The organism is Siccirubricoccus sp. G192 (assembly GCF_019084075.1).
GTDB lineage: Bacteria > Pseudomonadota > Alphaproteobacteria > Acetobacterales > Acetobacteraceae > G192.
In genome coordinates this window covers 3,364,853-3,387,994 of record NZ_JAHREN010000001.1, presented here as the reverse complement: position 1 = coordinate 3,387,994, position 23,142 = coordinate 3,364,853, and the positions used below count along the sequence as shown (strand labels likewise).

The 23,142-nt window shown below is 68.5% G+C and carries 18 protein-coding genes and 1 pseudogene; 12 read left to right on the top strand and 7 right to left on the bottom strand.

Annotated features, from left to right (window positions below; genetic code table 11):
- Positions 1-118: 118 nt before the first annotated feature.
- A complete protein-coding gene (locus tag KSF81_RS16255; RefSeq protein ID WP_217379875.1) occupies positions 119-1,231 on the top strand; it encodes a serine hydrolase in 1,113 nt (370 codons plus the stop codon).
- Positions 1,232-1,241: 10 nt separating this feature from the next.
- Here KSF81_RS16255 and KSF81_RS16250 read toward each other — a convergent pair.
- The 4 genes and pseudogenes from KSF81_RS16250 to KSF81_RS16235 all read right to left on the bottom strand — a co-directional run bounded on the left by KSF81_RS16250 (position 1,242) and on the right by KSF81_RS16235 (position 7,872).
- Positions 1,242-2,781 (bottom strand): annotated as a pseudogene (locus KSF81_RS16250) (SpoVR family protein).
- Positions 2,778-4,085, bottom strand: a complete 1,308-nt coding sequence (locus tag KSF81_RS16245; RefSeq protein ID WP_217379874.1) for a YeaH/YhbH family protein — start codon at positions 4,083-4,085, stop codon at positions 2,778-2,780. The pseudogene KSF81_RS16250 and the gene KSF81_RS16245 overlap by 4 nt, the downstream one beginning before the upstream one ends.
- 32 nt (positions 4,086-4,117) lie before the next feature.
- Positions 4,118-6,064, bottom strand: a complete 1,947-nt coding sequence (locus KSF81_RS16240) for a PrkA family serine protein kinase (protein ID WP_217381731.1) — start codon at positions 6,062-6,064, stop codon at positions 4,118-4,120.
- A gap of 1,016 nt (positions 6,065-7,080) precedes the next feature.
- Positions 7,081-7,872 (bottom strand): SDR family NAD(P)-dependent oxidoreductase, encoded by a 792-nt coding sequence (locus tag KSF81_RS16235; protein ID WP_217379873.1) that lies wholly within the window; start codon positions 7,870-7,872, stop codon positions 7,081-7,083.
- 183 nt (positions 7,873-8,055) lie between these two features.
- Between KSF81_RS16235 and KSF81_RS16230 the strand changes: the two genes are divergently transcribed.
- The 9 genes from KSF81_RS16230 to KSF81_RS16190 all read left to right on the top strand — a co-directional run bounded on the left by KSF81_RS16230 (position 8,056) and on the right by KSF81_RS16190 (position 16,362).
- Positions 8,056-8,811 (top strand): tyrosine-protein phosphatase, encoded by a 756-nt coding sequence (locus KSF81_RS16230; protein WP_217379872.1) that lies wholly within the window; start codon positions 8,056-8,058, stop codon positions 8,809-8,811.
- 96 nt (positions 8,812-8,907) lie between these two features.
- The gene (locus KSF81_RS16225) at positions 8,908-9,792 is read left to right on the top strand and encodes a dihydrodipicolinate synthase family protein (protein ID WP_217379871.1); all 885 of its coding nucleotides are present in this window, start codon (positions 8,908-8,910) and stop codon (positions 9,790-9,792) included.
- A 58-nt stretch (positions 9,793-9,850) separates the two neighbouring features.
- The gene (locus KSF81_RS16220) at positions 9,851-10,627 is read left to right on the top strand and encodes an SDR family NAD(P)-dependent oxidoreductase (RefSeq protein WP_217379870.1); all 777 of its coding nucleotides are present in this window, start codon (positions 9,851-9,853) and stop codon (positions 10,625-10,627) included.
- An 11-nt stretch (positions 10,628-10,638) separates the two neighbouring features.
- On the top strand, positions 10,639-11,964 hold the full coding sequence (gene hisD / locus KSF81_RS16215) for a histidinol dehydrogenase (protein ID WP_217379869.1): 1,326 nt from the start codon (positions 10,639-10,641) through the stop codon (positions 11,962-11,964).
- On the top strand, positions 11,964-13,196 hold the full coding sequence (locus KSF81_RS16210) for an amidohydrolase family protein (protein ID WP_217379868.1): 1,233 nt from the start codon (positions 11,964-11,966) through the stop codon (positions 13,194-13,196). Before hisD ends, KSF81_RS16210 begins: the two co-directional genes overlap by 1 nt.
- A 53-nt stretch (positions 13,197-13,249) precedes the next feature.
- Entirely contained in the window at positions 13,250-13,759 is a 510-nt protein-coding gene (locus KSF81_RS16205) for a helix-turn-helix domain-containing protein (RefSeq protein WP_217377316.1), read from the top strand.
- Positions 13,760-13,794: 35 nt separating this feature from the next.
- The gene (locus KSF81_RS16200) at positions 13,795-14,346 is read left to right on the top strand and encodes a transposase (protein WP_217377317.1); all 552 of its coding nucleotides are present in this window, start codon (positions 13,795-13,797) and stop codon (positions 14,344-14,346) included.
- Between the two features lie 116 nt (positions 14,347-14,462).
- On the top strand, positions 14,463-15,248 hold the full coding sequence (locus tag KSF81_RS16195) for an oxaloacetate decarboxylase (protein WP_217379867.1): 786 nt from the start codon (positions 14,463-14,465) through the stop codon (positions 15,246-15,248).
- A gap of 16 nt (positions 15,249-15,264) precedes the next feature.
- Positions 15,265-16,362: an alpha-hydroxy acid oxidase gene (locus KSF81_RS16190; RefSeq protein ID WP_217379866.1), complete on the top strand. Its 1,098-nt coding sequence runs from the start codon at positions 15,265-15,267 to the stop codon at positions 16,360-16,362.
- 16 nt (positions 16,363-16,378) lie between these two features.
- Here the strand turns inward: KSF81_RS16190 and KSF81_RS16185 are convergent, their stop codons facing one another.
- Together KSF81_RS16185 and KSF81_RS16180 are read right to left on the bottom strand one after the other, a co-directional pair.
- On the bottom strand, positions 16,379-17,143 hold the full coding sequence (locus KSF81_RS16185) for an enoyl-CoA hydratase-related protein (RefSeq protein ID WP_217379865.1): 765 nt from the start codon (positions 17,141-17,143) through the stop codon (positions 16,379-16,381).
- 10 nt (positions 17,144-17,153) lie between these two features.
- Positions 17,154-18,320 (bottom strand): acyl-CoA dehydrogenase family protein, encoded by a 1,167-nt coding sequence (locus tag KSF81_RS16180; protein WP_217379864.1) that lies wholly within the window; start codon positions 18,318-18,320, stop codon positions 17,154-17,156.
- A gap of 244 nt (positions 18,321-18,564) precedes the next feature.
- Here KSF81_RS16180 and pepN point away from each other — a divergent pair, with 244 nt between their 5' ends.
- Positions 18,565-21,219, top strand: coding sequence for an aminopeptidase N (gene pepN / locus KSF81_RS16175; protein WP_217379863.1), 2,655 nt, complete (start codon positions 18,565-18,567; stop codon positions 21,217-21,219).
- Here pepN and KSF81_RS16170 read toward each other — a convergent pair.
- The gene (locus KSF81_RS16170; protein WP_254454074.1) at positions 21,216-22,163 is read right to left on the bottom strand and encodes a tripartite tricarboxylate transporter substrate binding protein; all 948 of its coding nucleotides are present in this window, start codon (positions 22,161-22,163) and stop codon (positions 21,216-21,218) included. The genes pepN and KSF81_RS16170 overlap by 4 nt on opposite strands.
- A gap of 109 nt (positions 22,164-22,272) precedes the next feature.
- Between KSF81_RS16170 and KSF81_RS16165 the strand changes: the two genes are divergently transcribed.
- Entirely contained in the window at positions 22,273-23,130 is an 858-nt protein-coding gene (locus tag KSF81_RS16165; protein ID WP_217379861.1) for an amidohydrolase family protein, read from the top strand.
- Positions 23,131-23,142: the final 12 nt, after the last annotated feature.

Sequence of the window (23,142 nt, the reverse complement as noted above, 5' to 3'; positions counted from 1 at the left end):
GACACTGGCGAGGGTTTGCGAAGGCAATCGCCACCTCTAGCTTCTAGCGGGTCGCGCGCTTTTGGTGAAGCGTGTCCTGGGATTGGCGCGCAGCGCGTGCATGCCTTAGGGTCGTCGCATGCTTGATTCTACCATCCCTCCCGCCCATCCCGCCCCCTGGCCGCTGCCTCCTGCCGCCGCGGCCAGCTTCGACCCCGCCGCGCTCGCCGCCGCCGTCGCCCTGGCCGAGGCGCATGAAACCCCCTGGCCGCGCGACATCCGCGCCCATATCGAGGCCGGGCATTTCGAGGGGCCGCCGGACAATGCCATCCTCGGCCCCGTAGCGCCGCGCGGCGCGCCGAACGGGCTGATCCTGCACCGCGGCAAGCTGGTGGCACGCTGGGGCGATACGCGCCAGATCGACATGACCTTCAGCGTGGCGAAATCCTACCTGGCGATCCTGGCCGGCCTAGCGGTGGCGGATGGGCTGATCCCCGATCTCGATGCGCCGGTGCGGGACAGCGTGCAGGATGGCGGCTTCGAGGGGCCGCAGAACGCGGCCATCACTTGGTGGCACCTGCTGCAGAACACCTCCGAATGGGAGGGCAGCCTCTTCGGCAAGAGCGATGTCATCGACCGCGGCCGCAACCTCACCGTGGAGGGCAGGGGGCAGAAGGGCCTGCCCCGGCCGCTGCACCCGCCCGGCGAGTACTGGGAATACAACGACATCCGGGTGAACCGCCTCTCACTCGCCCTGCTGCGCCGTTTCGGCCGGCCCCTGCCGGAGGTCTTCGCCGAGCGGATCATGGTGCCGATCGGCGCCTCCACGGAATGGCGCTGGCATGGTTACGATACCTCCTGGGTGGAGGTCGGCGGCCGGCGCGTGCAGAGCGTCTCCGGCGGCGGCCATTGGGGTGGCGGCGTCTTCATCCATGCCGAGGACCAGGCACGCATCGGCCTGCTGGCGCTGCGGGGCGGCAACTGGGGCGGGCGGCAATTGCTGCCGGCGGAGTGGATCGCGGAGTGCCGCAGGCCTTGCGCGCTGAACCCAGCCTATGGGCTGCTCTGGTGGCTGAATACCGGGCGGGCGAAGTGGCCGGGTGCCAGCGCCGACTCGGTCTGCTTCGTCGGTGCCGGCGGCAACATCACCTGGATCGACCCGGCGCATGAACTGGTGGCGGTGCTGCGCTGGGTCGACCCGGCCGGCCTGGACGCCTTCATGGCGGCGGTGACGGCGGCGATGCGGGCCTGAGCCGGCCGCCTCAAACCCGCGGCGGTGAGACGGCGTGTTCGCGTAGCGTCGCGCCGCTGCCCGGCTCCACCTCCCGCAGCAGCACGTCATAGCCCCAGAGGCTAGCGAGGTGCCGCAGCACCTGCCGCGCCTCCTGCTCCTCCAGCAGGCGCCCGGCATGGGTGCGGTGTTCCAGGATCAGCCGCCGGTCGCCGGAGAGGTCCACATCCACCACCTGGATGTCGGGATCGGTCCAGGCGGGGTCGTAGGTGCGGGCGAGCGCGTGGCGCAGCCGGCGGTAGCCGCGCTCATCATGCACCGCCTCCACCCGCAGCACCGGCTCCGAGGCATCGTCCAGCACATGGAAGAGCCGCAGCTTCCGCATCAGCCGCGGGCTCAGGAATTGCAGGATGAAGCTCTCGTCGCGGTATTCGGCCCAGGCCTCGCGCAGCACCGGCATGGGTTCGCCGCAGCCGGCGAAATCCGGGAACCACTCGCGGTCCTCCGCGGTGGGCTCGCGGCAGATGCGCTCGATATCCTCCATCATGGCGAAGCCGAGCGCATAGGGGTTCAGGCCGGAATAGCGCGGGTCGTCGAATTCCGGCTGCAGCACGACGCTGGTATGGGAATGCAGCATCTCCAGCATCGAGCCGTCGCTGATCCGGCCCTGCTCGTGCAGGCGGTTCAGGATGCGGTGGTGGACATAGGTGGCGCAGCCCTCGTTCATCATCTTGGTCTGGCGCTGCGGATGGAAATACTGGGCGATGTTGCGGACGATCCGCAGGATCTCGCGCTGCCAGGGGGCCAGGCGGGGGGGCGCTTTTCTCCAGGAAATACAGGATGTTCTCCTGCGGCAGTTGCAGCAGGGCGCGGCGGCGGTCCTCCTCGCTTTTCGCCGCAGGCACCGCTGGCCGCTCCGGCAGGGTGCTCCAGAGCACGTTGAACATCTGCTCGTCGTGCTGGCGCCGCTCGCGCTCGCGCGTTTCCTCCGAGCGCAGGTCGGTGGTCCGGCGGCGGTGGCGGTGCACGCCGTAATTCATCAGGGCATGTGCGGAATCGAGCACGCGCTCCACCGCTGCCTCGCCATGCTGCTCCTCGGCGCGGGCGACATAGGCCTTGGCGAATTCCAGGTAGTCCAGGATGCCCTTGGCATCCGTCCAGTCGAGGAAGAGCCGGTTGTTGCGGAAGAAGTGGTTGTGGCCGAAGGCCGCATGGGCGATCACCAGCGCCTGCAATGTGGCGCTGTTCTCCTCCATCACATAGCTGACGCAGGGGTCCGAGTTGATGACGATCTCATAGGCCAAGCCACGCAGGCCCTTGCGGTAGAGCGCCTCGTGCTGCGCGAAATGCTTGCCGAAGGACCAGTGCCGGTAGAACAGCGGCAGCCCGACCGAGGCATAGGCGTCCAGCATCTGCTCGGAGCCGATCACCTCGATGCGGTTCGGATAGACGGTCAGGCCAAGCTCCTCGAGCGCGATCTCCTCGCAGGCGTCATGGATACGCTGGAGGGTGACGAAATCCCAGTCCGCGCCCTGGAACAGCAGCCGGTCGCCGGTTGCGGCCTCGCTCATGCACGCGCCTCCTCGCCTGGCGCACGGCGCTGGAACAACTCGCGGAACACCGGGAAGATGTCGCGCCGGTGGCGCACCTTCTTCATGGCCATCGGCGCGCCCTCAGCGACCAGCGCCTCATAGGTGCGCCAGAGGTCGGTCGGGCCGCGTGGGAAGCCGGGCATGCCGTGCTCGCCATCCCGCCCGACCTCGATATAGGCGTAGTACTGGCAGGCCGGCAGGATGGTGTCGATCAGCAGGTGCGCCGTCTTCTGGCTGTCGCCGGCCGCGTTGTCGCCATCCGAGGCCTGGGCTGCATATATGTTCCATTCGGCCGGCGGGAAGCGGGCCGCAACCACCTTGCGCATCTCCTCCAGCGCCGTGGAGACCAGCGTGCCGCCGGTCTCGCGCGAGTGGAAGAAGGTTTCCTCGTCCACCTCGGACGCTTCATGGGTGTGGCGGATGAAGACGATCTCCACATGCTTGTAGCGGCGCTGCAGGAAAATATAGAGCAGCGTATAGAAGCGCTTCGCCAGGTCCTTCATGTCCTCGGTCATGGAGCCCGAGACGTCCATGAGGCAGAACATCACCGCCTGCGCCACCGGCCGCGGCACCGGCTCGAAGCGCCGGTAGCGGACATCGATCGGGTCGATATAGGGGATGCGCTGCGTGCGGCGCTGCTGCCGCTCCAGCTCCGCCCTGAGCGCCAGCAGCTCCTCCGTCGCGCCGCCTTCGGCTTCCAGCAGGGCGATCGCCTCCTGCAACGCCTCCACCGCCTCCGGCTTCGGCCGGCGGAGCGCGATGCGGCGGCTCAGGCTGTTCCGCATGGTGCGCGACAGCGCCAGGTTGGCCGGCGAGCCGGCCACCGAATAGCCGGCCCGGTGCCAGGCCGGATCGGCACCCTCCACCAGCCGGCGCTTGGCGAGATCCGGCAGTTCGAGATCATCGAGGAAGAGGTCGAGGAACTCCTCGCGTGTCAGCACGAAGCGGAAGGCATCCTCGCCGCCGCCGTCGGGGCTGCCCTCGTCGCCGCCCCCGCCGCCACCGCCGCCAGGGGGGCGCGGAATCTCGTCGCCCTCTCGGTATTCCTTGTTTCCCGGCAGCACATGGTCGCGCAGGCCACCGCCGCCGTGGTGGAAGGTCGGCTCGCGGATGCCATGCAGCGGGATGGTCACCTCGCCGCCGGCATCGGCGCCGCGGATGTCCCGTTTCGCCGAGGCGTCGCGCACCGCTTCCTGCACCAGCGCCTTGGCACGGCGCAGGAAGCGCTGCCGGTTGGGGAGGCTCCGGCCGCTCGGATTGAGGCGGCGGTCGAGAATCTGCATCGCGGGGCGTGCCTTGCGACCGGGTTCCGGGTCTAGCCTGCCTGCTTGACCCGCATGTACCATTCAACCAATCGACGCACTTGGCGCTCTGTATAGCCCCGCCCGGTCATGCGGGCCACGAATTCGCTGTGCTTCTTTTCGGTTTCGCCATCCTTCTTGGAACCGAAACTGATTACCGGCAGAAGATCCTCCACCTGGCTGAACATGCGCCGCTCGATCACTTCCCTGATCTTTTCGTAGGACGTCCAGGACGGGTTACGGCCGCCACGGTTGGCTCGCGCCCGCAACGCGAATTTGACGACTTCGTTCCTGAAATCCTTGGGATTGGCGATGCCGGCCGGTTTCTCGATCTTGGTCAGCTCCTGGTTCAGCAATTCGCGGTTCAGCATCTGGCCGGTATCGGGGTCCTTGAAGTCCATGTCCTCGACCCAGGCATCGGCATAGGCCACGTAGCGGTCGAACAGGTTCTGGCCATAATCGGAATAACTCTCCAGATAAGCCTTCTGGATTTCGTTGCCGATGAATTCAGCATAGCGTGGCGCCAGTTCGGCCTTGATGAATTCCAGGTAACGCTTCTCGACCTCGTCCGCATACTGGTCGCGCCGGATCGCCTGTTCCAGCACATACATCAGATGCACCGGGTCAGCGGCGATTTCGGTCGTGTCATAGTTGAAGGTCGCCGCCAGGACCTTGAAGGCGAAGCGGGTGGAGGCGCCCTCCATGCCCTCATCCGGCCCCGCCGCGTCCCGGTATTCCTGCAGCGTCTTGGCGCGCGGGTCCGTCTCCTTCAGGCTCTCGCCGTCATAGACCCGCATCTTGGCGTAGAGGTTCGAGTTCTCGTGCTTCTTCAGGCGCGACAGCACGGTGAAGCGCGCCAGCATCTCGAGCGTCGCCGGGGCGCAGGGCGCCTCCGAGAGTTCCGAACTGCGCACCAGCTTGTCGTAGATCCGCTGCTCCTCCGTCACCCGCAGGCAATAGGGCACTTTGATGACGTAGATCCGGTCGATGAAGGCTTCGTTATTCCGGTTGTTGCGGAAGGTCTGCCATTCCGCCTCGTTGGAATGGGCCAGGATGATGCCCTGGAAGGGGATGGCGCCGATATTCTCGGTGCCCATGTAGTTCCCCTCCTGCGTTGCGGTCAGCAGGGGGTGCAGCATCTTGATCGGCGCCTTGAACATCTCGACGAATCCGAGGATGCCTTGGTTGGCGCGGTTGAGCCCGCCCGAGAAGCTGTAGGCATCCGGGTCGTTCTGTCCGAACAGCTCCAGCTTGCGGATATCGACCTTGCCGACGAGGGAGGAGATATCCTGGTTATTCTCGTCGCCGGGCTCGGTCTTGGCCACCGCGATCTGCCGCAGCCGGGAAGGCCGCAGCTTCGCCACCCGGAACTTCGAGATGTCGCCGCCGAACTCGTCGAGCCGCTTCAGCGCCCAGGGGCTCATCAGCCCGGTCAGCCGCCGGCGCGGCACGCGATAGCGTTCCTCCAGCAGCTCGCCCATGCGCTCGGGATCGAACAGGCCGAGCGGGGTTTCGAAGACCGGGCTCATCTGGTCGCCCGCCTTCAGCACATAGACCGGCTCCGCTTCCATCAGCGCCTTGAGCCGCTCGGCGAGCGACGACTTGCCGCCGCCAACGGGGCCGAGCAGATAGAGGATCTGCTTGCGCTCCTCGAGGCCCTGCGCGGCGTGGCGGAAGAAGCCGACGATCCGCTCGATCGTCTCCTCCATGCCGAAGAATTCGGAGAAGGCAGGGTAGATGCGGATCGTGCGGTTCAGGAAGATGCGGCCGAGCCGCGCATCCCTCGACGTATCCACCACCTCCGGCTCGCCGATCGCCCGGAGGATCCGTTCCGGCGCGGTCGCATAGGCGCCCGGATCGGCCCGGCACGTCTCGAGATACTCGGCAATCGACATGTCCGACTCGCGCCGCGCCTCATAGGCACGGGCATAGTCGGAAAAGATATCCTGCATGCTGTTCATCGGCCGCCCCTGAAGCACTGCCATCATCAGCGCAACGCCAACAGGATGCTCATTGCTCAGGGCCGCTGCGGTAAACTTTTATTGCTGCGGCGCACCGCGGTGCTGTATAAAGCAAATCGCTTGGGGGCAATGCGGCGCGCGGCAACGCGCAGGACCGCAAGGGGGCGTTCTGCACCGGTGTAACGTATCAGAGGGCGCGCGGTTGCCAATAATACCGCGCGGTGCCGCTGCTTGACCGGCTTCATGCGCCAGGAAGATGCACATTGATCCTTCGCACCACGGGATTGGCATCTTGCCCGAATGTCTTAAAATGTTTCATGGAAGGCGGAAGCGACCTCCGGCAGCACTGGGCAGGTGCGGTGAATCGGCTTTTCGCCGGTCTGAGCAGTGCCGGAACGGTGTTCGAAACCGCAGGCATTAGGCCCGCCACGGGTGCCTGCTCTGGCTGGAAACCGGCGGTGGCCTCCGCGCGGCGGGCAGCCGCCCTTCCGCAGGATCAGTCTGCCAGGCTCCCCGGGATTGCCGCCGCCGGGTATCGCCGCCTGGCTGGACAGGGCGCGCCGCGCCTCGGGCCGGATCAGGATGGCATGCCACCGCCCGGTTCAGCCACGCGATGACCGGCTCCGGCGTCCCGGCTGTTGCCGCCGGGATCGGGGGCACGGCCATATTCGGGACGGTGGCGATCAGCACAACCGGCGTGAAGGCCGTACGGCTGTCGAAGCGCATGGTGCGTTACGGCACGCGTCGAGCGCCAGCGGCCCTGCGGATCCCGGCAGCGCATGCCATCCGGCGTTGCTGGTCGGAACATGGATGATGGCGCCGGGCAGGTTCTCCGCTACCGCCGGATGGTCGAGCAACGGCCCTGGCTGCCCTGCCACAACCGGTTGGGCCAGGGACCTGGACTGGACATTGGGCAGCAGCCGGAGCCAGGGGCAGGGCGGCAAGTGCCGTGGCAGGTAGCCGCCGGCGCATTGCCCTGCCCATGGTCCTTCTCGGCCTGGCGAGGGATGCCGGGCTCAGTCGTCGGCGTTGGCAGGTGCGCCGGCCAGCACGCCGCCATCGATAATCATGCTCTGCCCGGTCATGAAGCTGCCCGCAGGGCTGGCCAGGAAGACCGCGGCGCCGGCGATCTCGTCCGGCTCGCCGATGCGCTTCAGCGGCGTGTCGCGCGTCCGCTTCTTGTAGTTCACCGGGTCCTCCCACAGCGCCCGGGCGAAATCGGTGCGGATCAGGCCGGGAGCGATGCAATTGACCCGGATGTTCTTCGGGCCCCACTCCACCGCCAGGTTCCGCGCCAATTGCAGATCCGCCGCCTTGGTGATGGCATAGGTCCCCAGATTGACCGAGCCCTTGTAGCCACCGATCGAGGAGACGATGACGATCGCGCCGCCGCCGCGCTTCTCCATGCTGGGGATGCACATATGGCTCAGCCACATGTTCGACTTCACATTGGTCGCCATCATCTTGTCGAAGATCTCGTCCGCGATGCCCATGGCGGGGCCGAAATGCGGATTGATGGCGGCGTTGCAGACCAGGATATCGACGCCGCCCCAGCGGGCCATGGCCGCGTCCGCCAGCGCCTGCAATTCCGGCTTGCGGCCGATGTTGCAGGCCATGGCCACGGCCTCGCCGCCCTTCGCGGCGATGGCATCCACCACCACCTGGCAGGCATCGAGCTTGCGGGAGGAGACGACCACCTTGGCGCCATGCTCCGCCAGGCGCTCGGCAATGGCGCGGCCGATCCCGCGGGAGCCGCCGGTGACGATGGCGACCTTGCCGGTCAGGTCGAACAGGGTTGCGGATGGCATGTCTCGGGAATCCTCCTGGAAGCCGGGTTGCGGCGCCGCCCGCAGGGAGCGGCACCGGTTGGCGGCGATTGTCCGCAGCGCATCCCCCCGCCGTCAAGGCGAGCGGGGGGGATTTTCGGGGCGACTCTGCCCTTGCGGAGATCCGGTGCTAGAAGCGGTTCTCTCTCGAGAAGGCCCATCGCCGTGCTCCCCAGCCCCTCCAGCCTGCCACATGCCATTCCGCTGGAGGGTGCCTCCAACCTCCGCGATCTCGGCGGCTGGCCGGCGCTGGACGGGCGGCGGGTCCGGCATGGCGTCGTCTTCCGTTCCGCCACCCTGGCGCAACTGACGCCGCGGGATGCGGAGATCGTGGCTGGGCTCGGGCTGCGCACCATCTGCGACCTGCGCGGGGAGCGCGAGGCGGCGCAGCACCCCTCCCGGCTGCCCGCCGGTGCCGAGCGGGTTTCGGTGGCGATCGAGCCCACCGTCGGCGCCTCGCTCCGCGACCTGATGCGGCGGGAGCAGTCCACCGGCGAGGATGTGGTCGATCTGCTGCGCCGCGCCTATCTCGACTACGCCATGCGCTTCCTCGGCGCCTATCGCCGCATGTTCGAACTGCTGCTGCAGCCGGAGAGGCATGCGTTGCTGCTGCATTGCTCCGCCGGCAAGGACCGCACCGGGCTCGGCGCGGCGCTGATCCTGACGGCGCTTGGCGCCAGCCGGGCCACGGTGCTGGAGGACTACACGGCAACGGACCGGTTGTGGCGGCGCGACTACGCCCTGCCGGACGCTACGCCCAAGCCCCTGGCGGAGGCGCTCTACGCGACGCATCCCGCCCTGCTGGAGGCGGCGCTCGATGCGGCGATCGAGAGCCACGGCTCGCTGCCCCTGCTGCTGGAACAGGGGCTCGGCCTCGATGCGCCTCGGCTGGCCGCGTTGCGCGACCTGCTGCTGGAATAGCGGCTTCCTCGTGGCGAGTTTGCCGGGCTTATCGGAACTGCCTGGTGGTCCCGGTAGGGCCTGGACCGCGCGGCGGGGTGCGCTAGTCTCCGCCCCATGAGCGGCTTTCATGGCGTCTTCCCCTATCTCGTCTCCCCCATCGCGCCCGATGGTTCGGTGCTCGAAGCGGGATTGCGGCGGCTGGTGGATCACCTGATCGCCAGCGGCGTGCATGGGCTGACACCGCTCGGCAGCACCGGCGAATTCGCCTATCTGGACGCATCCCAGCGCCGCCGCATCGTCGAGGTGGTGGTGGACCAGGCGGCGCGCCGGGTCCCGGTGGTGGCCGGGGTGGCCGCCACCACCACGGCGGATGCGGTGCGCCAGGTGCGGGACTACGCAGCGATCGGCGCGGATGGCATCCTGGCCATCATGGAAGCCTATTTCCCGGTGCCGGAAGCCGGGGTCATCAGCTATTTCCAGGCCATAGCGGAGGCGACGCCGCTGCCGGTGGTGCTCTACACCAACCCCATGTTCCAGCGCTCCGATCTCTCGCTGCCGGCGATCGAGGCGCTGTCGCGCCACCCCCGCATCGTCGGCATCAAGGACGCCTCGAACAATACCGGCCGGCTGCTCTCGATCCTGAACCGGGTGGAGGGCAGGCTGGAGGTCTTCGCCGCCTCCGCGCATATCCCGGCCGCCGTCATGCTGATCGGCGGCGTCGGCTGGATGGCCGGCCCTGCCTGCGTGATCCCGCGGGAGAGTGTGCGGCTCTACGAGCTTTGCAAGGCTGGGCGCTGGCCGGAGGCGATGGCGCTGCAGCGGGTGCTCTGGCGCCTGAACGAGTTGTTCGCCGCGCATTCCCTCGCCGCCTGCATCAAGGGCGCGCTGCAGATCCAGGGCTTCGCCGTAGGCGACCCGCTGCCGCCGCAGCCGCCGCTGTCGGAGGCCGGCAGGCAGGCCGTGGCGGCGGCGCTGGACAGCCTCAAGGGCCTTGCCTGAGGGGATGGGCGGCAGGCCCGGAAGCCTCTAGCCTGCGCTGGACCGACGGATGCCGCCCATGCCTGCACCCCTGATCCTGCCAGAGACGCCCAGCTTCCGGCTGGATGGCAGGCGGGCGCTGGTGACCGGCGCCGGGCGGGGGATCGGCCTGGCGGCGGCGGCTGCGCTGGCCGGATCGGGGGCGGCCGTGACCCTTGCGGCCCGCAGCGCCGGGGAAATCGAGGCAGTGGCCGAGGCCATCCAAGCGGCCGGCGGCGAGGCCGCAACACTGGTGCTCGATATCGGCGATGTCGAAGCGACGCGGCGGGCCATCGCCAGCCGGCCCGCCTTTCACGCGCTGATCAACAATGCCGGCACCAACCGCCCCGTGAGCTTCGCCGAGGTGACGCCCGAGGATTTCGACGCGGTGATGGGCCTCAACCTGCGTGGCGCCTTCTTCGCCGCCCAGGCCGTGGCGCGGCGGATGCGGGAGGAGGGAGTGCGCGGCTCCATCATCAACGTCTCCTCGCAGATGGGGCATGTCGGCGGGCCGAACCGCAGCGTCTACTGCGCCTCGAAATGGGCGATGGAGGGCTGGACCCGGGCGATGGCGCTCGACCTCGCGCCCCATGGCATCCGCGCCAATACGCTTTGCCCCACCTTCATCGAGACGCCGCTGACCCGGCCCTTCTTCGAGAAGCCGGAGTTCCGGGACTGGGTGCTGTCGAAGATCAAGCTCGGCCGCCTCGGCCAGGTGCAGGACCTGATGGGGCCGGTGGTGTTCCTGGCCTCGGACGCTTCGGCGCTGATGACCGGCGCCTCGCTGTTGGTGGATGGCGGCTGGACCGCGGAATAAGGGAGAGGCTCATGGCCAGGCATCTGAAATCCAGCATCCCCGCCGCCGACAAGGCCGCGGCCGATGCGAAGGTACGCGCCACCGTGGAGGCGCTGCTGGCCGATATCGCCAGGCGCGGCGATGTGGCGGTGCGCGAATACTCGGTGAAATTCGATGGCTGGGACCGCGAGGACTACCGGCTCACCGATGCCGAGATCCAGGACTGCCTGGGCCAGCTCACCGGCCAGGACCTGGAGGATATCCGCTTCGCCCAGGCGCAGGTGCGCAATTTCGCCGAGCACCAGAAGGCCGCGCTGCGCGACATCGAGGTGGAGACGCTGCCGGGCGTGGTGCTGGGGCACAGGAACATCCCGGTGAATTCCATCGGCTGCTACGTGCCGGGCGGGAAATATCCGTTGCTGGCCTCGGCGCATATGTCGGTGGTGACGGCCAAGGTGGCGGGCGTGCCGCGTATCATCACCTGCGCGCCGCCCTACCAGGGCAGGCCGGCGCCGGCCATCGTCGCGGCGCAGCATCTGGCGGGGGCCGACGTGATCTATTGCCTCGGCGGCGTGCAGGCGGTGGGGGCCATGGCGCTCGGCACCGCGAGCATTCCGGCGGTGGACATGCTGGTCGGCCCCGGCAATGCCTTCGTCGCGGAAGCGAAGCGGCAGCTCTATGGCCGTGTCGGCATCGACCTGTTTGCCGGCCCGACCGAGACATTGGTCATCGCCGACGACACCGTGGATGCCGAGCTTTGCGCCACCGACCTGCTCGGCCAGGCGGAGCATGGCCCGACCTCGCCCGCCATCCTGCTCACCGACAGCGAGAAGCTGGGGCGGGAGACCATGGCGGAGGTGGAGCGGCTGCTCGGCATCCTGCCCACCGCGGAGATCGCCCGCCAGTCCTGGCGCGACTATGGCGAGGTCATCCTCTGCGACGGGCTGGAGGAGATGCTGCACGAGGCCAACCGCATCGCCAGCGAGCATGTGCAGGTGATGACGCGGGACGATGACTTCTTCCTACGAGGCATGACGAATTATGGCGCGCTGTTCCTCGGGCCCCGCACCAATGTCGCCTTCGGCGACAAGGTCATCGGCACCAACCACACCCTGCCGACCCAGGGCGCGGCGCGCTATACCGGCGGGCTCTGGGTGGGCAAATTCCTGAAGACCGTCACCTACCAGCGGGTGCTGACCGATGCAGCCTCTGCCACGATCGGCAGCATCTGCTCCCGGCTCTGCATGCTGGAGGGCTTCGCGGGCCATGCGGAACAGGCCAATATCCGGGTGCGGCGCTATGGCGGCCGCAACGTGCCCTATGCAGGGGCGGTGGCGCCCGAGGGAGGGGAGGGCTGATGGCATTCGACCTGCTGCTGCGGAACGCCCGCCTGCCGGAAGGCGGCGAGGCGGTGGATATCGGCGTCAGCGCCGGCCGCATCGCCGCCATCGGCCCGGGCCTCGGCGCCGAAGCGGGTGAGGTGGTGGAGTGCGGCGGCCGGCTTGTCTCGCCCGGCCTGGTCGAGACGCATATCCACCTCGACAAGACCTGCACCATCGACCGCTGCGAGTGCGAGACCGCGCGCAACCCGCATCGCGCCATGGAACGCACCTCCGCCATCAAGCACACCTTCACGGTCGAGGATGTGAATGCCCGCGCCCGCCGCACGCTGGAGAAATGCATCCTGCACGGCACCACCCTGATGCGCACCCATGTGGAGGTGGACCCCAAGGTCGGGCTGCGCGGCTTCCAGGGGGTGAAGGCGCTGATCGAGGCCTATGCCTGGGCGATCGATATCGAGATCTGCGTCATGCCGCAGGAGGGGCTGCTCAACAATCCCGGCACCGAGGAACTGATGCTGGAGGCGCTGCGGAACGGCGCCCGTGTCGTTGGCGCCGCGCCGAATTACGACAGCGACCGCGCCGGCCAGATCCGGCGGGTCTTCGAGATGGCGCGGGAATTCGATATCGATATCGACATGCATCTCGACAGCGGCTCCTCCGCCAATGAGCTGGACACGCTGCTGGTCTGCGACCTGGCCGAGCAATACGGCTGGAGCGGGCGGGTGGCGATCGGCCATGTCACCAAGCTCACGGTGATGCCGCCAGCCGAATTCGACCGGGTGGCAAAGCGCATGGCCGATGCCGGCGTGGCGCTGACCGTGCTGCCGGCCACCGATCTCTATCTTGGTGGCCGTGACCGTGACCACCGGATCGAGCGCAGCGTGGTGGATGCCAACCGGCTGGTGCGCCAGGGCGTCACCTGCTCGATCTCCTCGAACAACATCCTCAATGCCTTCACGCCGATGGGCGACGGGCAGTTGATCCGCCAGGCCAATCTCTACGCCAATGTCGTGCAGCAGGGCATGCCGGACGCGCTGCGCGACACCTGGGGCATGTTCACCACTGGCTCGGCCAGGCTGATGCGGCGCAAGGATTACGGCATTGCCGTAGGGAACCCCGCTGATCTGGTGCTGGTGGATGCGCCCGACCCGGTGGCGGCGATCCGCGAGGTCGCGCCGGTGCTGGCGGCCTTCAAGCGTGGCCGCCGCAGCGTCACCCGCGCGCCGGCGGTGCTGCACCGGCCCTAAGTAGGTAGCCAAAAGTTTTCGACCAGTCTGATCTTGCTGGCACACTGGCTGGCATGCGTGGACATGCAAAGCGTGAGGTGCAGCGGTTTTTTCCGGCCGATCGGCGCCGCCTTGAGCGTGTGTTATCGGTGGCGCGCGAGGCACGGTTGTACCGCCGGGTCGAGGCGGTGCTGCTGGTCGCTGAAGGACAGCCAATCAGTGAGGTGGCCCGGCACGTGCGCGCCACACGGTTCAGTGTTCGCGGGTGGCTCGAACGCTACCTGGCGGCCCATGATGCCGCCGCCCTGGCGGACCGCCCGCGCCCCGGGCGACCGCACTCGGCCCCGCGGCTCACTCCGTGCCGCCTGGCGGCGGCCCTGGCACGCGACCCGCGCGGCTGCGGCTATCAGGCGACGAGTTGGACGGTGCCTCTGCTCAGGCAGTATCTGCACCGACGTCACGGCATCACGGTCGGCGCCCGAACGCTGCGCCGCCGCCTGCATGAGGCGAACTACCGCTGGAAGCGGCCCCGCTACGTCTACGTCGGACGGGCAGTACATCTGGCCCAGAAAAAAGGGGAATAATCCGGCGCCTGCGCGCTGGCTGGCGCGCCGGCGACGTGCTGCTGTGCTGCGACTGGACCTTGCTGCGGCTGTTTCCCCCGCTGCGCGCGGCCTGGGCTCTCAAGGGCACGCAGGCCACCGTGCCGATCACCGGCGCGAACGCCAAGCGAGTGCTGTTCGGCGCGATCGACCTGCGGACCGCGCACCGGGTCGTGCTCGTCCGTCCGCGTGCCGGCGCTGCCGATGCGCAGGTCTTCTTGCGCGAGGTGCGACGCCGCTACCGCGCCGCCGGCACGATTTGGCTCCTGGCCGACCGGGCCAGCGCACACACCGCCGCGCGCACCCAGATGCTGGCCGCGGCGCTTGGCATCCGGTTCCTTTGGCTGCCCAAGCAGGCTCCGGAACTGAACGCCATGGACCAACTCTGGCGCGAACTGAAGCGGCTCATCGCCGCCAATCGGCAGGCCACCTCGGTGAATGCTCTGGCCAGCGATGCCGCAGACTGGGTGCTGGGACTGACACCCCAGCAGGCGTGCCGCAAGGCCGGGATGGCTTCAAAGCACTTCTGGCTCAGGAACCTGATAGAAGACTTTTGGCCACCTACTTAGCCGCGGTCCAAGGAACAGGGAAACATCCATGAGCAGCATAACCGGGCGTCGCCAGCGCTTCCGTGCCATCCTGGGGGGGACGGGTCTGTGTCCATCCCGGCTCCGTCTATGATCCGATGTCGGCCCACATCGCCGAGGAATTGGGCTTTGAGGTCGGAATGTTCGCCGGCTCCACCGCCTCGCTCACCGTGCTCGGCGCGCCGGACCTCATCGTGCTGACGCTATCCGAATTCGCCGACCAGGCCCGCCGCATCTGCCGCGCGGTGAAGACCCTGCCACTGCTGGTCGATGCCGACCATGGCTATGGCAATGCGCTGAACGCCATGCGCACGGTGGAGGAGTTGGAGACCGCCGGCGTCGCCGCCATGACCCTGGAGGATACCGTGCTGCCGCGCCCCTATGGCGACGGCAAGGTCACGCTGATCTCGCTGGAGGAGGGGCTGGGCAAGGTGCGCGCGGCGCTCGCGGCGCGGGACGATCCCGCCTTCTGCATCGTCGCCCGCACCGGCGCCGTCTCCGTGACCGGGCTGGCGGATGCGGTGGAGCGGACCCGGGCCTATACCGAGAGCGGCGCCGATGCGATCTTCTACACCGGCATCAGGACCCGGGCGGAGCTGGATGCGGTATCCGCGGTCGCCACCATCCCGATCATTGTCGGCGGCGTCGAGGGGACCGAGATCAAGGACCGCGACTATCTTGCTGCCCGTGGCGTGCGCGTGGCATTGCAGGGCCATCAGCCGATCATGGCGGCGGTGCAGGCGGTGCATGCCACGCTCAAGGCGCTGCGCGACGGCACCCCGCCTTCGGAGTTGCAGGGCCTGCCGCAGGGCGGGCTGATGGGCCGCGCCACGCGCGAGGCGGACTACAAGCGCTGGACCCGGGAATTCCTGGGCGGTGCCTGAGACAGGGAAACGGACAATGGTCAGCGAAACCGAGGGCGAATTCCTCACCCTCCATGAATTCGTCAAGGCAGCGAAGGCCCGGCTCAGCCCCAATATCTGGGACTACCTGGTGGGCGCGACCGAGACCGAAACCACCATGCTGCGCAACCGCATGGCACTCGACAGCCTGGCCTTCCGGCCGCGCGTGCTGCGCGATGTCTCCAGCATCGACTGCACCGCACCCTTCCTCGGCCGCAAACTGGCCCTGCCGCTGGCCCTTGCCCCGGTCGGCGGGCTGGAGAGCTTCGACCCCGAAGGTGGCGCCCCCGCCGCCCGCGCCGCCGCAGCTTTCGGCGTGCCGATCATCGTCAGCTCGGTCAGCCATCCCGGGCTGGAGCCGATGGCGGAGGCCGCGGGCAGCGGCCCCAAGGTGTTCCAGCTCTATGTCCGCGGCGACAGCGCCTGGATCGACGAGGTGGTAAAGCGCGCCGTCGACCACGGCTACGACGCCTTCTGCCTGACGGTCGATACCGCCATCTACAGCCGCCGCGAGCGCGACATCGCCAAGCGCTTCGTGAAGCCCTGGCGGGCCCGGGCGCTGGGCCACAGCTTCCAGGCGGCGCTCGACTGGGATGAGGTGAAGCGCTTCAAGGACCGCCACCGCATCCCGCTGGTGCTGAAGGGCATCGCCACCGCCGAGGATGCCGCGCTCGCCTGCGAGCATGGCGCCGAGGTGGTCTATGTCTCGAACCACGGCGGCCGCCAGCTCGACCACGGGCGCGGTGCCCTGGATGTGTTGCCGGAGGTGGTGCGCGCCGTCGAGGGCCGCGCCAAGATCTGGATCGATGGAGGCATCAGCCGCGGCAGCGATGTGGTGAAGGCCATGGCGCTCGGCGCCGACCTGGTCGGCATCGGCCGGCTCTATTGCTACGCGCTGGCCGCGGCGGGCGAGGCCGGCGTCACCCGCATGCTGGAATTGCTGCAGACCGAGATCCATGAGGTACTCGGCCTGCTCGGCGTCACCGGCTTCGCGCAGCTCAATCCGAGCTACCTGCATGCCGCGCCGGTGCCGGTGCGGCCGCATGTCCACAGCGCCTTCCCGCTGACCAATCTGGACGACCCCGGCTACCGGTGATGCTGCAGGGGAGGGGCTACCTCCCCTGCCAGACCGGCTTCCGCTTCTCGGCGAAGGCGCGGGGTCCTTCCTTCGCGTCCTCGCTGGCATAAACCGGCTGGAACAGGTGCCGCGCCGCGCGGAGCGCCGCCGAGCGGCCCATCTCCTGGCTCATATGCACCAGCTCCCGGCAGGCGCGCACCGTCAGCGGCGCATTGGCGGCGATGCGCTCCGCCAGAACCAGCGCCGCCTCCATCAATTGCGGCCCCGGCACCACCTGGTTCACATAGCCAAGCTCCAGCAGGCGGCGCGCGCCGATGGGTTCGCCGGTCAGCAGCACCTCCATCGCGATGCGCTGCGGCAGCATGCCGATCAGGGGCGCCGCCCAGGGCGTACCGCGTCCGACCTTGGCTTCCGTGATGGCGAAGACGGCATGTTCCGCCGCGACGCAGAGGTCGCACATCTGGGCGAACATCCAGCCGCCCGCCATGGCGAAGCCGTTCACCGCGGCGATGGTCGGCTTGGTCATCTCCACCGTGTCGCCGATCACCGGCAGGAAGCCGCGCGGCATGACGCCGCGGCCCTCGGCGGCGGCTTCCTTCAGGTCCATGCCGGCGCAGAAGGCGCGATCACCGGCGCCGGTGAGGATCGCCACCTGCACCTCCGGTTCCGCCTCCACCCGGTGCAGCGCCGCGAACATCCCCTCCCGCACCGCGCGGTCGATGGCATTGCGGGCCTCCGGCCGGTTGATGGTAATGATTGCAACCTGGCCGCGCCGTTCATAGAGCACTGCTTCATTCATGGCGTGATCCTCAGTAGCTCTTGGGCAGGCCGAGCACACGCTCGGCGATGTAGCAGCAGATGAGGTTGGGGCTGACCGGCGCGATCCAGGGGATCAGCGCCTCCCGCAGGAAGCGCTCCACGTGGTATTCGCGGGCATAGCCGAAGCCGCCATGGGTCATGATGGCATTCTGGCAGGCTTTCATGCCGGCCTCGGCCGAGAGGTATTTCGCCGCATTCGCCTGCGCGCCGCAATCCAGCCCCTGGTCGTAGCGCCAGGCCGCGTTCATGCACATAAACCAAGCCGCCTCCAGCGCCATCCAATCCTGTGCCAGCGGGTGCTGCACCGCCTGGTTCTGGCCGATCGGGCGGCCGAAGACCACGCGCTCCTTCGCGTAGGATGCGGCGCGGTGCAGCGCGGCGCGGCCGATCCCGATCGCCTCCGCCGCGATCAGCACGCGTTCCGGGTTGAGGCCATGCAGGATATAGCGGAAGCCCTTGCCTTCCTCGCCGATCCGGTCCTCGACCGGCACCTCGAAATCGCTGAAGAAGATCTCGTTCGAATCGACCGCCTTGCGGCCCATCTTCTCGATCTCGCGCACCGTCGCATGGGCGCGGTTGAGTGGCGTGTAGAACAGGCTGATCCCATCCGCCGGGTTCCTGCACTGCTCGATCGGCGTGGTGCGTGCCAGCAGCAGAATGGTATCCGCCACCTGCGCCGTGCTGATCCAAACCTTCTGGCCATTCACGATGTAGCGGTCGCCACGCCGCTCCGCCCGGGTCTTGAGGCGGGTGGTGTCGAGGCCGGTGGTCGGCTCGGTGACGCCGAAACAGGCTTTCACCTCACCCCGCGCGATCGGCGGCAGCATGCGCCGCTGCTGTTCCGGCGAGCCATGCACCACCACCGGATGCAGTCCGAAGATATTCAGGTGCACCGCTGTCGCCCCCGACATCCCGGCCCCGGAGGCAGCGATCGCCTCCATCATGATGGCCGCCTCGGTGATGCCGAGGCCGGCACCGCCGAACTCCTCCGGGATGCAGATGCCGAGCCAGCCGGCCTCGGCGACGGCACGGTGGAATTCGTGGGGGAAGCCGCCTTCCTTGTCCTTCTTCAGCCAATAGGCGTCGTCGAAACGCGCGCAGATGGCGGCCACCGCCGCGCGGATCGCATCCTGTTCCGGCGTCAGCGCGAAATCCATCTTTCCTGCTCCCTGGCGGCGGGTGAGGGATGCTACAGGGCCGCCGCAGGGTCAACCGAACCCTCGCCCGGGGTGGCGGAATGGGGAATACTCCGGGTGGGGCTGGGCTGGCTCAGGGTTGCCGTCACGCCTCACAGGATGGTGACATCAACCCTGGCTGCCAGCCGGCGGAAATGCTGCAACGCCGGCTCCGGCCGAGGCCCTGAATCGGACCCGCGACACCAAACCGCCACTGGATTGCATCATGCCCGACAGCCAGCGCGACGCCGCCCCGCGGACCATCCGCCGCCAGGACTACCACCCGCCGGAATTCCTGGTGGATCATGTCGAACTGTATTTCGACCTCGATGCGGCCGCGACCACGGTGCGCGCGCGGCTGACCCTCCGCCGCAACTCAGCGGCGCCGCAGGCACCGCTTCGGCTGGATGGCGATGCGCTGACCCTGCTGGAGATCATGCTGGATGGCGTGCCGCTGCCCGCCGAACGCTACAGCATCGGCGAGGACGGGGCGCTGACGATCACCGAGGTGCCGGATGCCTGCCTGCTGGAAACCGTGGTGCGGATCGCGCCGGAGGCGAATACCGAACTCTCTGGCCTCTATACCTCCGGAGGCAATTTCTACACGCAGTGTGAGGCGGAAGGGTTCCGCCGCATCACCTTCTTCCCGGACCGGCCGGATGTGATGTCCCGCTATTCGGTCACGATCACCGCCGATCGCGCCAGTTGCCCCGTGCTGCTCTCCAATGGCAACCCGGACGGCAGCGGCCATGTCGGGGATAGCCGCCACTGGGTCCGCTGGGTCGATCCGCACCCGAAGCCCAGCTATCTTTTTGCCCTGGTCGCAGGCGACCTGATCGACGTGCATCAGACCTACGTCACCCGCTCCGGCCGCAGTGTCGCGCTCAATATCTGGGTGCGGCGCGGCGACGAGGAGCGCTGTGCCCATGCCATGGACAGCCTGACACGCGCCATGCGCTGGGACGAGGAGGTCTTCGGCCTCGAATACGACCTCGACGTGTTCAACATCGCCGCCGTTTCTGATTTCAACATGGGCGCGATGGAGAACAAGGGCCTCAACGTCTTCAACACCAAATACGTGCTGGCCAGCGCGGCGACGGCCACGGATGGCGACTACCAGGGGATCGAGACCGTCGTCGCGCATGAGTATTTCCACAATTGGACCGGCAACCGCGTCACCTGCCGCGACTGGTTCCAGCTCTCGCTGAAGGAAGGGCTGACCGTCTTCCGCGACCAGGAATTCAGCGCCGACCAGGGCAGCCGCGCGGTGAAGCGCATCCGCGACGTGCGCGGGTTGCGTGCCGCGCAATTCCCCGAGGATGCGGGGCCGATGGCGCATCCGGTGCGGCCGGACAGCTATATCGAGATCGACAATTTCTACACCCCCACCGTCTATCAGAAGGGCGCCGAGGTGGTGCGGCTGTTGCATACCCGCATCGGCTCCGCCGCCTTCCGCCGCGGCATGGACCTCTACATCGCCCGGCACGACAACCAGGCCGTCACCATCGAGGATTTCGTCGCCGCGATGCAGGACGCCTCCGGCATCGACCTCTCGCGCTTTGCGCGCTGGTACGACCAGGCCGGCACCCCGGAACTCGCCGCCGAGGATAGCTACGACCCCGCCACGCGCCGCTGGACCCTGACGCTCCGGCAACAGACGCCGGCCACGCCGGGCCAGACGGAGAAGCAGCCGCTGCCGATCCCGGTCGCCATGGGCCTGCTGGACGGGCAGGGCAGGGAACTACCGACCCGTCTTGCCGGCGAGAACGCCGCGCAGGCCGGAACTCGCCTGCTGCTGTTGCAGGAGAACGAGCAGGAATTCGTCTTCGAGGATGTGCCCTCCCCGCCGGTGCCGTCGCTGCTGCGCGGCTTCTCCGCCCCGGTGCGACTCAAGGGCATCCTGCGCGACCGGCTGCGCTTCCTCGCGGTGCATGACACGGATCCCTTCGTCCGCTGGGAATCGGGCCAGCAATACGCCACCGCGTTGATGCTCGATCTCGTCGCCGCCCATCGCCGCGGCGAGTCACTGGCTTTCGATCCGGCGCTTGCGGAGGCCATCCACAATACCCTGGCCGGTGCCGATGCCGATGCCGATCCGGCCTTCGCCGCCGAGGCGTTGGCGCTACCCGGCGAAACCTTCGTCGCCGACCAGATGCAGATCGCTGACCCGGAGGCGGTGCATCTTGTTCGCGAGTTCCTGCGTCGGGAGATCGGGCACCGCTGCGGTGACGCGCTGCACGCCACTTATGCCGCCCTGGCGGAATCCGGCCCCTACCGCATCGACGGGCGCAGCATCGGCCGCCGCAGCCTGCGCAATGCCTGCCTCGGCTATCTCGCCGCGGCGGGGGAGGAGGGTTTGCGCCTCGCCAGCGCGCAGTTCGACGGCGCCACCAACATGACCGACACGCTCGCCGCCCTGTCGCTGCTCGCGAATGCGGAGGCGCCGGCGCGCGATGCCGCGCTCGCCGCCTTCCATGCGCGCTGGCATGGCGACGACCTGGTGCTCGACAAGTGGTTCTCCATCCAGGCGATGTCGCGCCGTGCCGACACCATTGCGCAGGTCCGCGCCCTCTATACGCATCCGGATTTCGACCTGCGCAACCCGAACCGCGCGCGCTCGCTCATCGGCGCCTTCGCCAGCGGCAATCCGGTGCGCTTCCACGACGCCTCGGGCGAGGGCTACCGATTCCTGGGGGATGCGGTCATCGCGCTCGACCCGATCAACGGCTCGATGGCGGCGCGGCTGATCTCGCCGCTCGGCCTCTGGCGCCGCCAGTCGCCGGACCGCGCGGCCCTGATGCGGGCGGAGCTGGAACGCATCCTGGCCACGCCGAAGCTCAGCAAGGGCACCTTCGAGAAGGCCTCGAAGGGCCTCGCCTAGGTTTTCCGCACCGCGCCGGTGATGGCATCCAGCACCTGGTCCATGGCGCGCTGGAAGCCGAGGCCATCGAGATAGCCGTCGGTATCGCCGGCGCGCTCCAGGAAGGCGCGCCAGGTGGGGGTGCCCATGCCCTGGCGGAAGCGGTCGTGCAGGTAGCGCACCGCTTCATCCGGCGTGCTGGCCGGCACCAGCCAGCCCTTCATGTTCTCGAGGTCCATGTCGAGGCCAAGTTCCTTCAGCGTCGGCACCTCCGGGAAGCTCTCGGCGCGGTCGGCCGAGCAGCAGGCCAGCACCCGCAGCAGCCCGCCATCGGTCAGGCCGCGGAATTCCTCCGGCGAGGCCACCATCATGTCCACCTGGCCCGCCGCCACCGCCTGCAATCCCGGCGCGCCACCGGTGAAGGGCACATGCAGCAATTCTACCCCCGCGCGCTGCTCCAGCACCACGAAGACCGCGTGGTAGATCGAACCGACACCGGAGGAGCCGTGGCTCACCTGGCCCGGCTTGGCCCGCGCCTCGGCGATGACGTCCTGCATGGTGCGGAAGCGGCTATCCGCCTTGACCAGGATGAACATGCGCTGGCGCATCAGCCGCATCACCGCGCGGAAGCTGCGCCTCGCGTCATAGGGGAGCTGGCGGAACGCGGGGATGCTGGTGCTCTCGCTGCCGCCGCCCATCAGTAGGGTATGGCCGTCGCCGGCCAGCAACGCCACCTGCTGCGCCGCGATGGTGCCGCCGGCGCCCGGCCGGTTCACCACCACCAGCGGCTGCGGGATCAGCGGCTGCGTCGCCTCAATGATGGCGCGGGCGATGAGGTCGGCACCGCCACCGGGCGCGAAGCCGATGATGCATTGGATCGGCCGGGTCGGCTGCCAGCCCGCCTGCGCCAGTGCCGGGGACGCCAAGCCGGCCGCCATGCCCGCCAGCAATTGCCGTCGCTGCATCACCCTTGTCCTCCCCAGACCTTCCGCATCGGATCATAGGCCGTGGCGCGCGCTCTGGACAGCGCCGCCAGCCCCCGCTTCACTCCCGGCCACGGAGAGGAACAGGTCCATGACTGCCACGCCGCGCCTGCCGGTGCCGCCGGGCGCCTGCGACACGCATATGCATGTCTATGGACCGGCCGCACGCTATCTGCTGGCCGCCACCGCCGCCAAGCCACCGCCCGCGGGGGCCGACCTCGCCGCCTATCGCCAGGTGATGGTGCGGCTCGGGCTGGAACGGGTGGTGGTGGTGCAGCCCTCCGCCTATGGCGCCGACAATGCCTGCACCATGGATGCCGTGGCGGCGCTCGGCGAGGCCGGCCGCGCCGTAGTGGTGGTGACGCCAACCACACCGGAGGCGGAGATCGCCCGGCTGCACGCACTGGGCGCCCGCGGCGCGCGCTTCTACCTGATGCAGGGCGCGCCGCAGGGCTGGGAGGCGCTGGCCCCCGTCGCCGCCCGCATCGCGCCCTTCGGTTGGCATGCGCAACTGCAATTCGACGGCACCGAACTGCCGGCGCGCGAGGCCATGATCCGGGCGCTGCCCTGCCCGGTGGTGATCGACCATATCGGCCGCTTCCACGACCCCGTGCCGGTGGACCGGCCGCAGGTGCGGGCGCTGCTGCGCCTGCTGGAAGGCGGCCGGGCCTGGATGAAGGCTTCCGCGCCCTACAATACCTCGCTCTCCGGGCCCCCGGATTATGCGGATGTCGCGGCCATCGCCCGTGCCGCCATCCGCACGGCGCCGGACCGCGTGGTCTGGGCCAGCAATTGGCCGCATCCGAACCGGCCGGCCTATCCGCTGGAGGAAGCCGCGCTGCTAGACCTGCTTGGCGAATGGGCGCCGGACGAGGCGACGCGGCGCCGTATCCTGGCTGAGAATCCGGCCACGCTCTATGGCTGGTCGAAGGCGACGGGCGCGGGCTAGTCTCGCGCCAGA

What these genes read in the sequence shown, in the direction of transcription:
- KSF81_RS16195 (WP_217379867.1), top strand. Translation starts at nt 14,463, where the DNA reads ATGTCGGCCCACATCGCCGAGGAATTGGGCTTTGAGGTCGGAATGTTC.
- KSF81_RS16220 (WP_217379870.1), top strand. Translation starts at nt 9,851, where the DNA reads ATGCCTGCACCCCTGATCCTGCCAGAGACGCCCAGCTTCCGGCTGGAT.
- KSF81_RS16205 (WP_217377316.1), top strand. Translation starts at nt 13,250, where the DNA reads ATGCGTGGACATGCAAAGCGTGAGGTGCAGCGGTTTTTTCCGGCCGAT.
- KSF81_RS16165 (WP_217379861.1), top strand. Translation starts at nt 22,273, where the DNA reads ATGACTGCCACGCCGCGCCTGCCGGTGCCGCCGGGCGCCTGCGACACG.
- KSF81_RS16190 (WP_217379866.1), top strand. Translation starts at nt 15,265, where the DNA reads ATGGTCAGCGAAACCGAGGGCGAATTCCTCACCCTCCATGAATTCGTC.
- KSF81_RS16245 (WP_217379874.1), bottom strand. Translation starts at nt 4,085, where the DNA reads ATGCAGATTCTCGACCGCCGCCTCAATCCGAGCGGCCGGAGCCTCCCC.
- KSF81_RS16210 (WP_217379868.1), top strand. Translation starts at nt 11,964, where the DNA reads ATGGCATTCGACCTGCTGCTGCGGAACGCCCGCCTGCCGGAAGGCGGC.
- pepN (WP_217379863.1), top strand. Translation starts at nt 18,565, where the DNA reads ATGCCCGACAGCCAGCGCGACGCCGCCCCGCGGACCATCCGCCGCCAG.
- KSF81_RS16255 (WP_217379875.1), top strand. Translation starts at nt 119, where the DNA reads ATGCTTGATTCTACCATCCCTCCCGCCCATCCCGCCCCCTGGCCGCTG.
- KSF81_RS16240 (WP_217381731.1), bottom strand. Translation starts at nt 6,064, where the DNA reads ATGAACAGCATGCAGGATATCTTTTCCGACTATGCCCGTGCCTATGAG.
- KSF81_RS16180 (WP_217379864.1), bottom strand. Translation starts at nt 18,320, where the DNA reads ATGGATTTCGCGCTGACGCCGGAACAGGATGCGATCCGCGCGGCGGTG.
- KSF81_RS16185 (WP_217379865.1), bottom strand. Translation starts at nt 17,143, where the DNA reads ATGAATGAAGCAGTGCTCTATGAACGGCGCGGCCAGGTTGCAATCATT.
- KSF81_RS16225 (WP_217379871.1), top strand. Translation starts at nt 8,908, where the DNA reads ATGAGCGGCTTTCATGGCGTCTTCCCCTATCTCGTCTCCCCCATCGCG.
- hisD (WP_217379869.1), top strand. Translation starts at nt 10,639, where the DNA reads ATGGCCAGGCATCTGAAATCCAGCATCCCCGCCGCCGACAAGGCCGCG.
- KSF81_RS16235 (WP_217379873.1), bottom strand. Translation starts at nt 7,872, where the DNA reads ATGCCATCCGCAACCCTGTTCGACCTGACCGGCAAGGTCGCCATCGTC.
- KSF81_RS16170 (WP_254454074.1), bottom strand. Translation starts at nt 22,163, where the DNA reads ATGCAGCGACGGCAATTGCTGGCGGGCATGGCGGCCGGCTTGGCGTCC.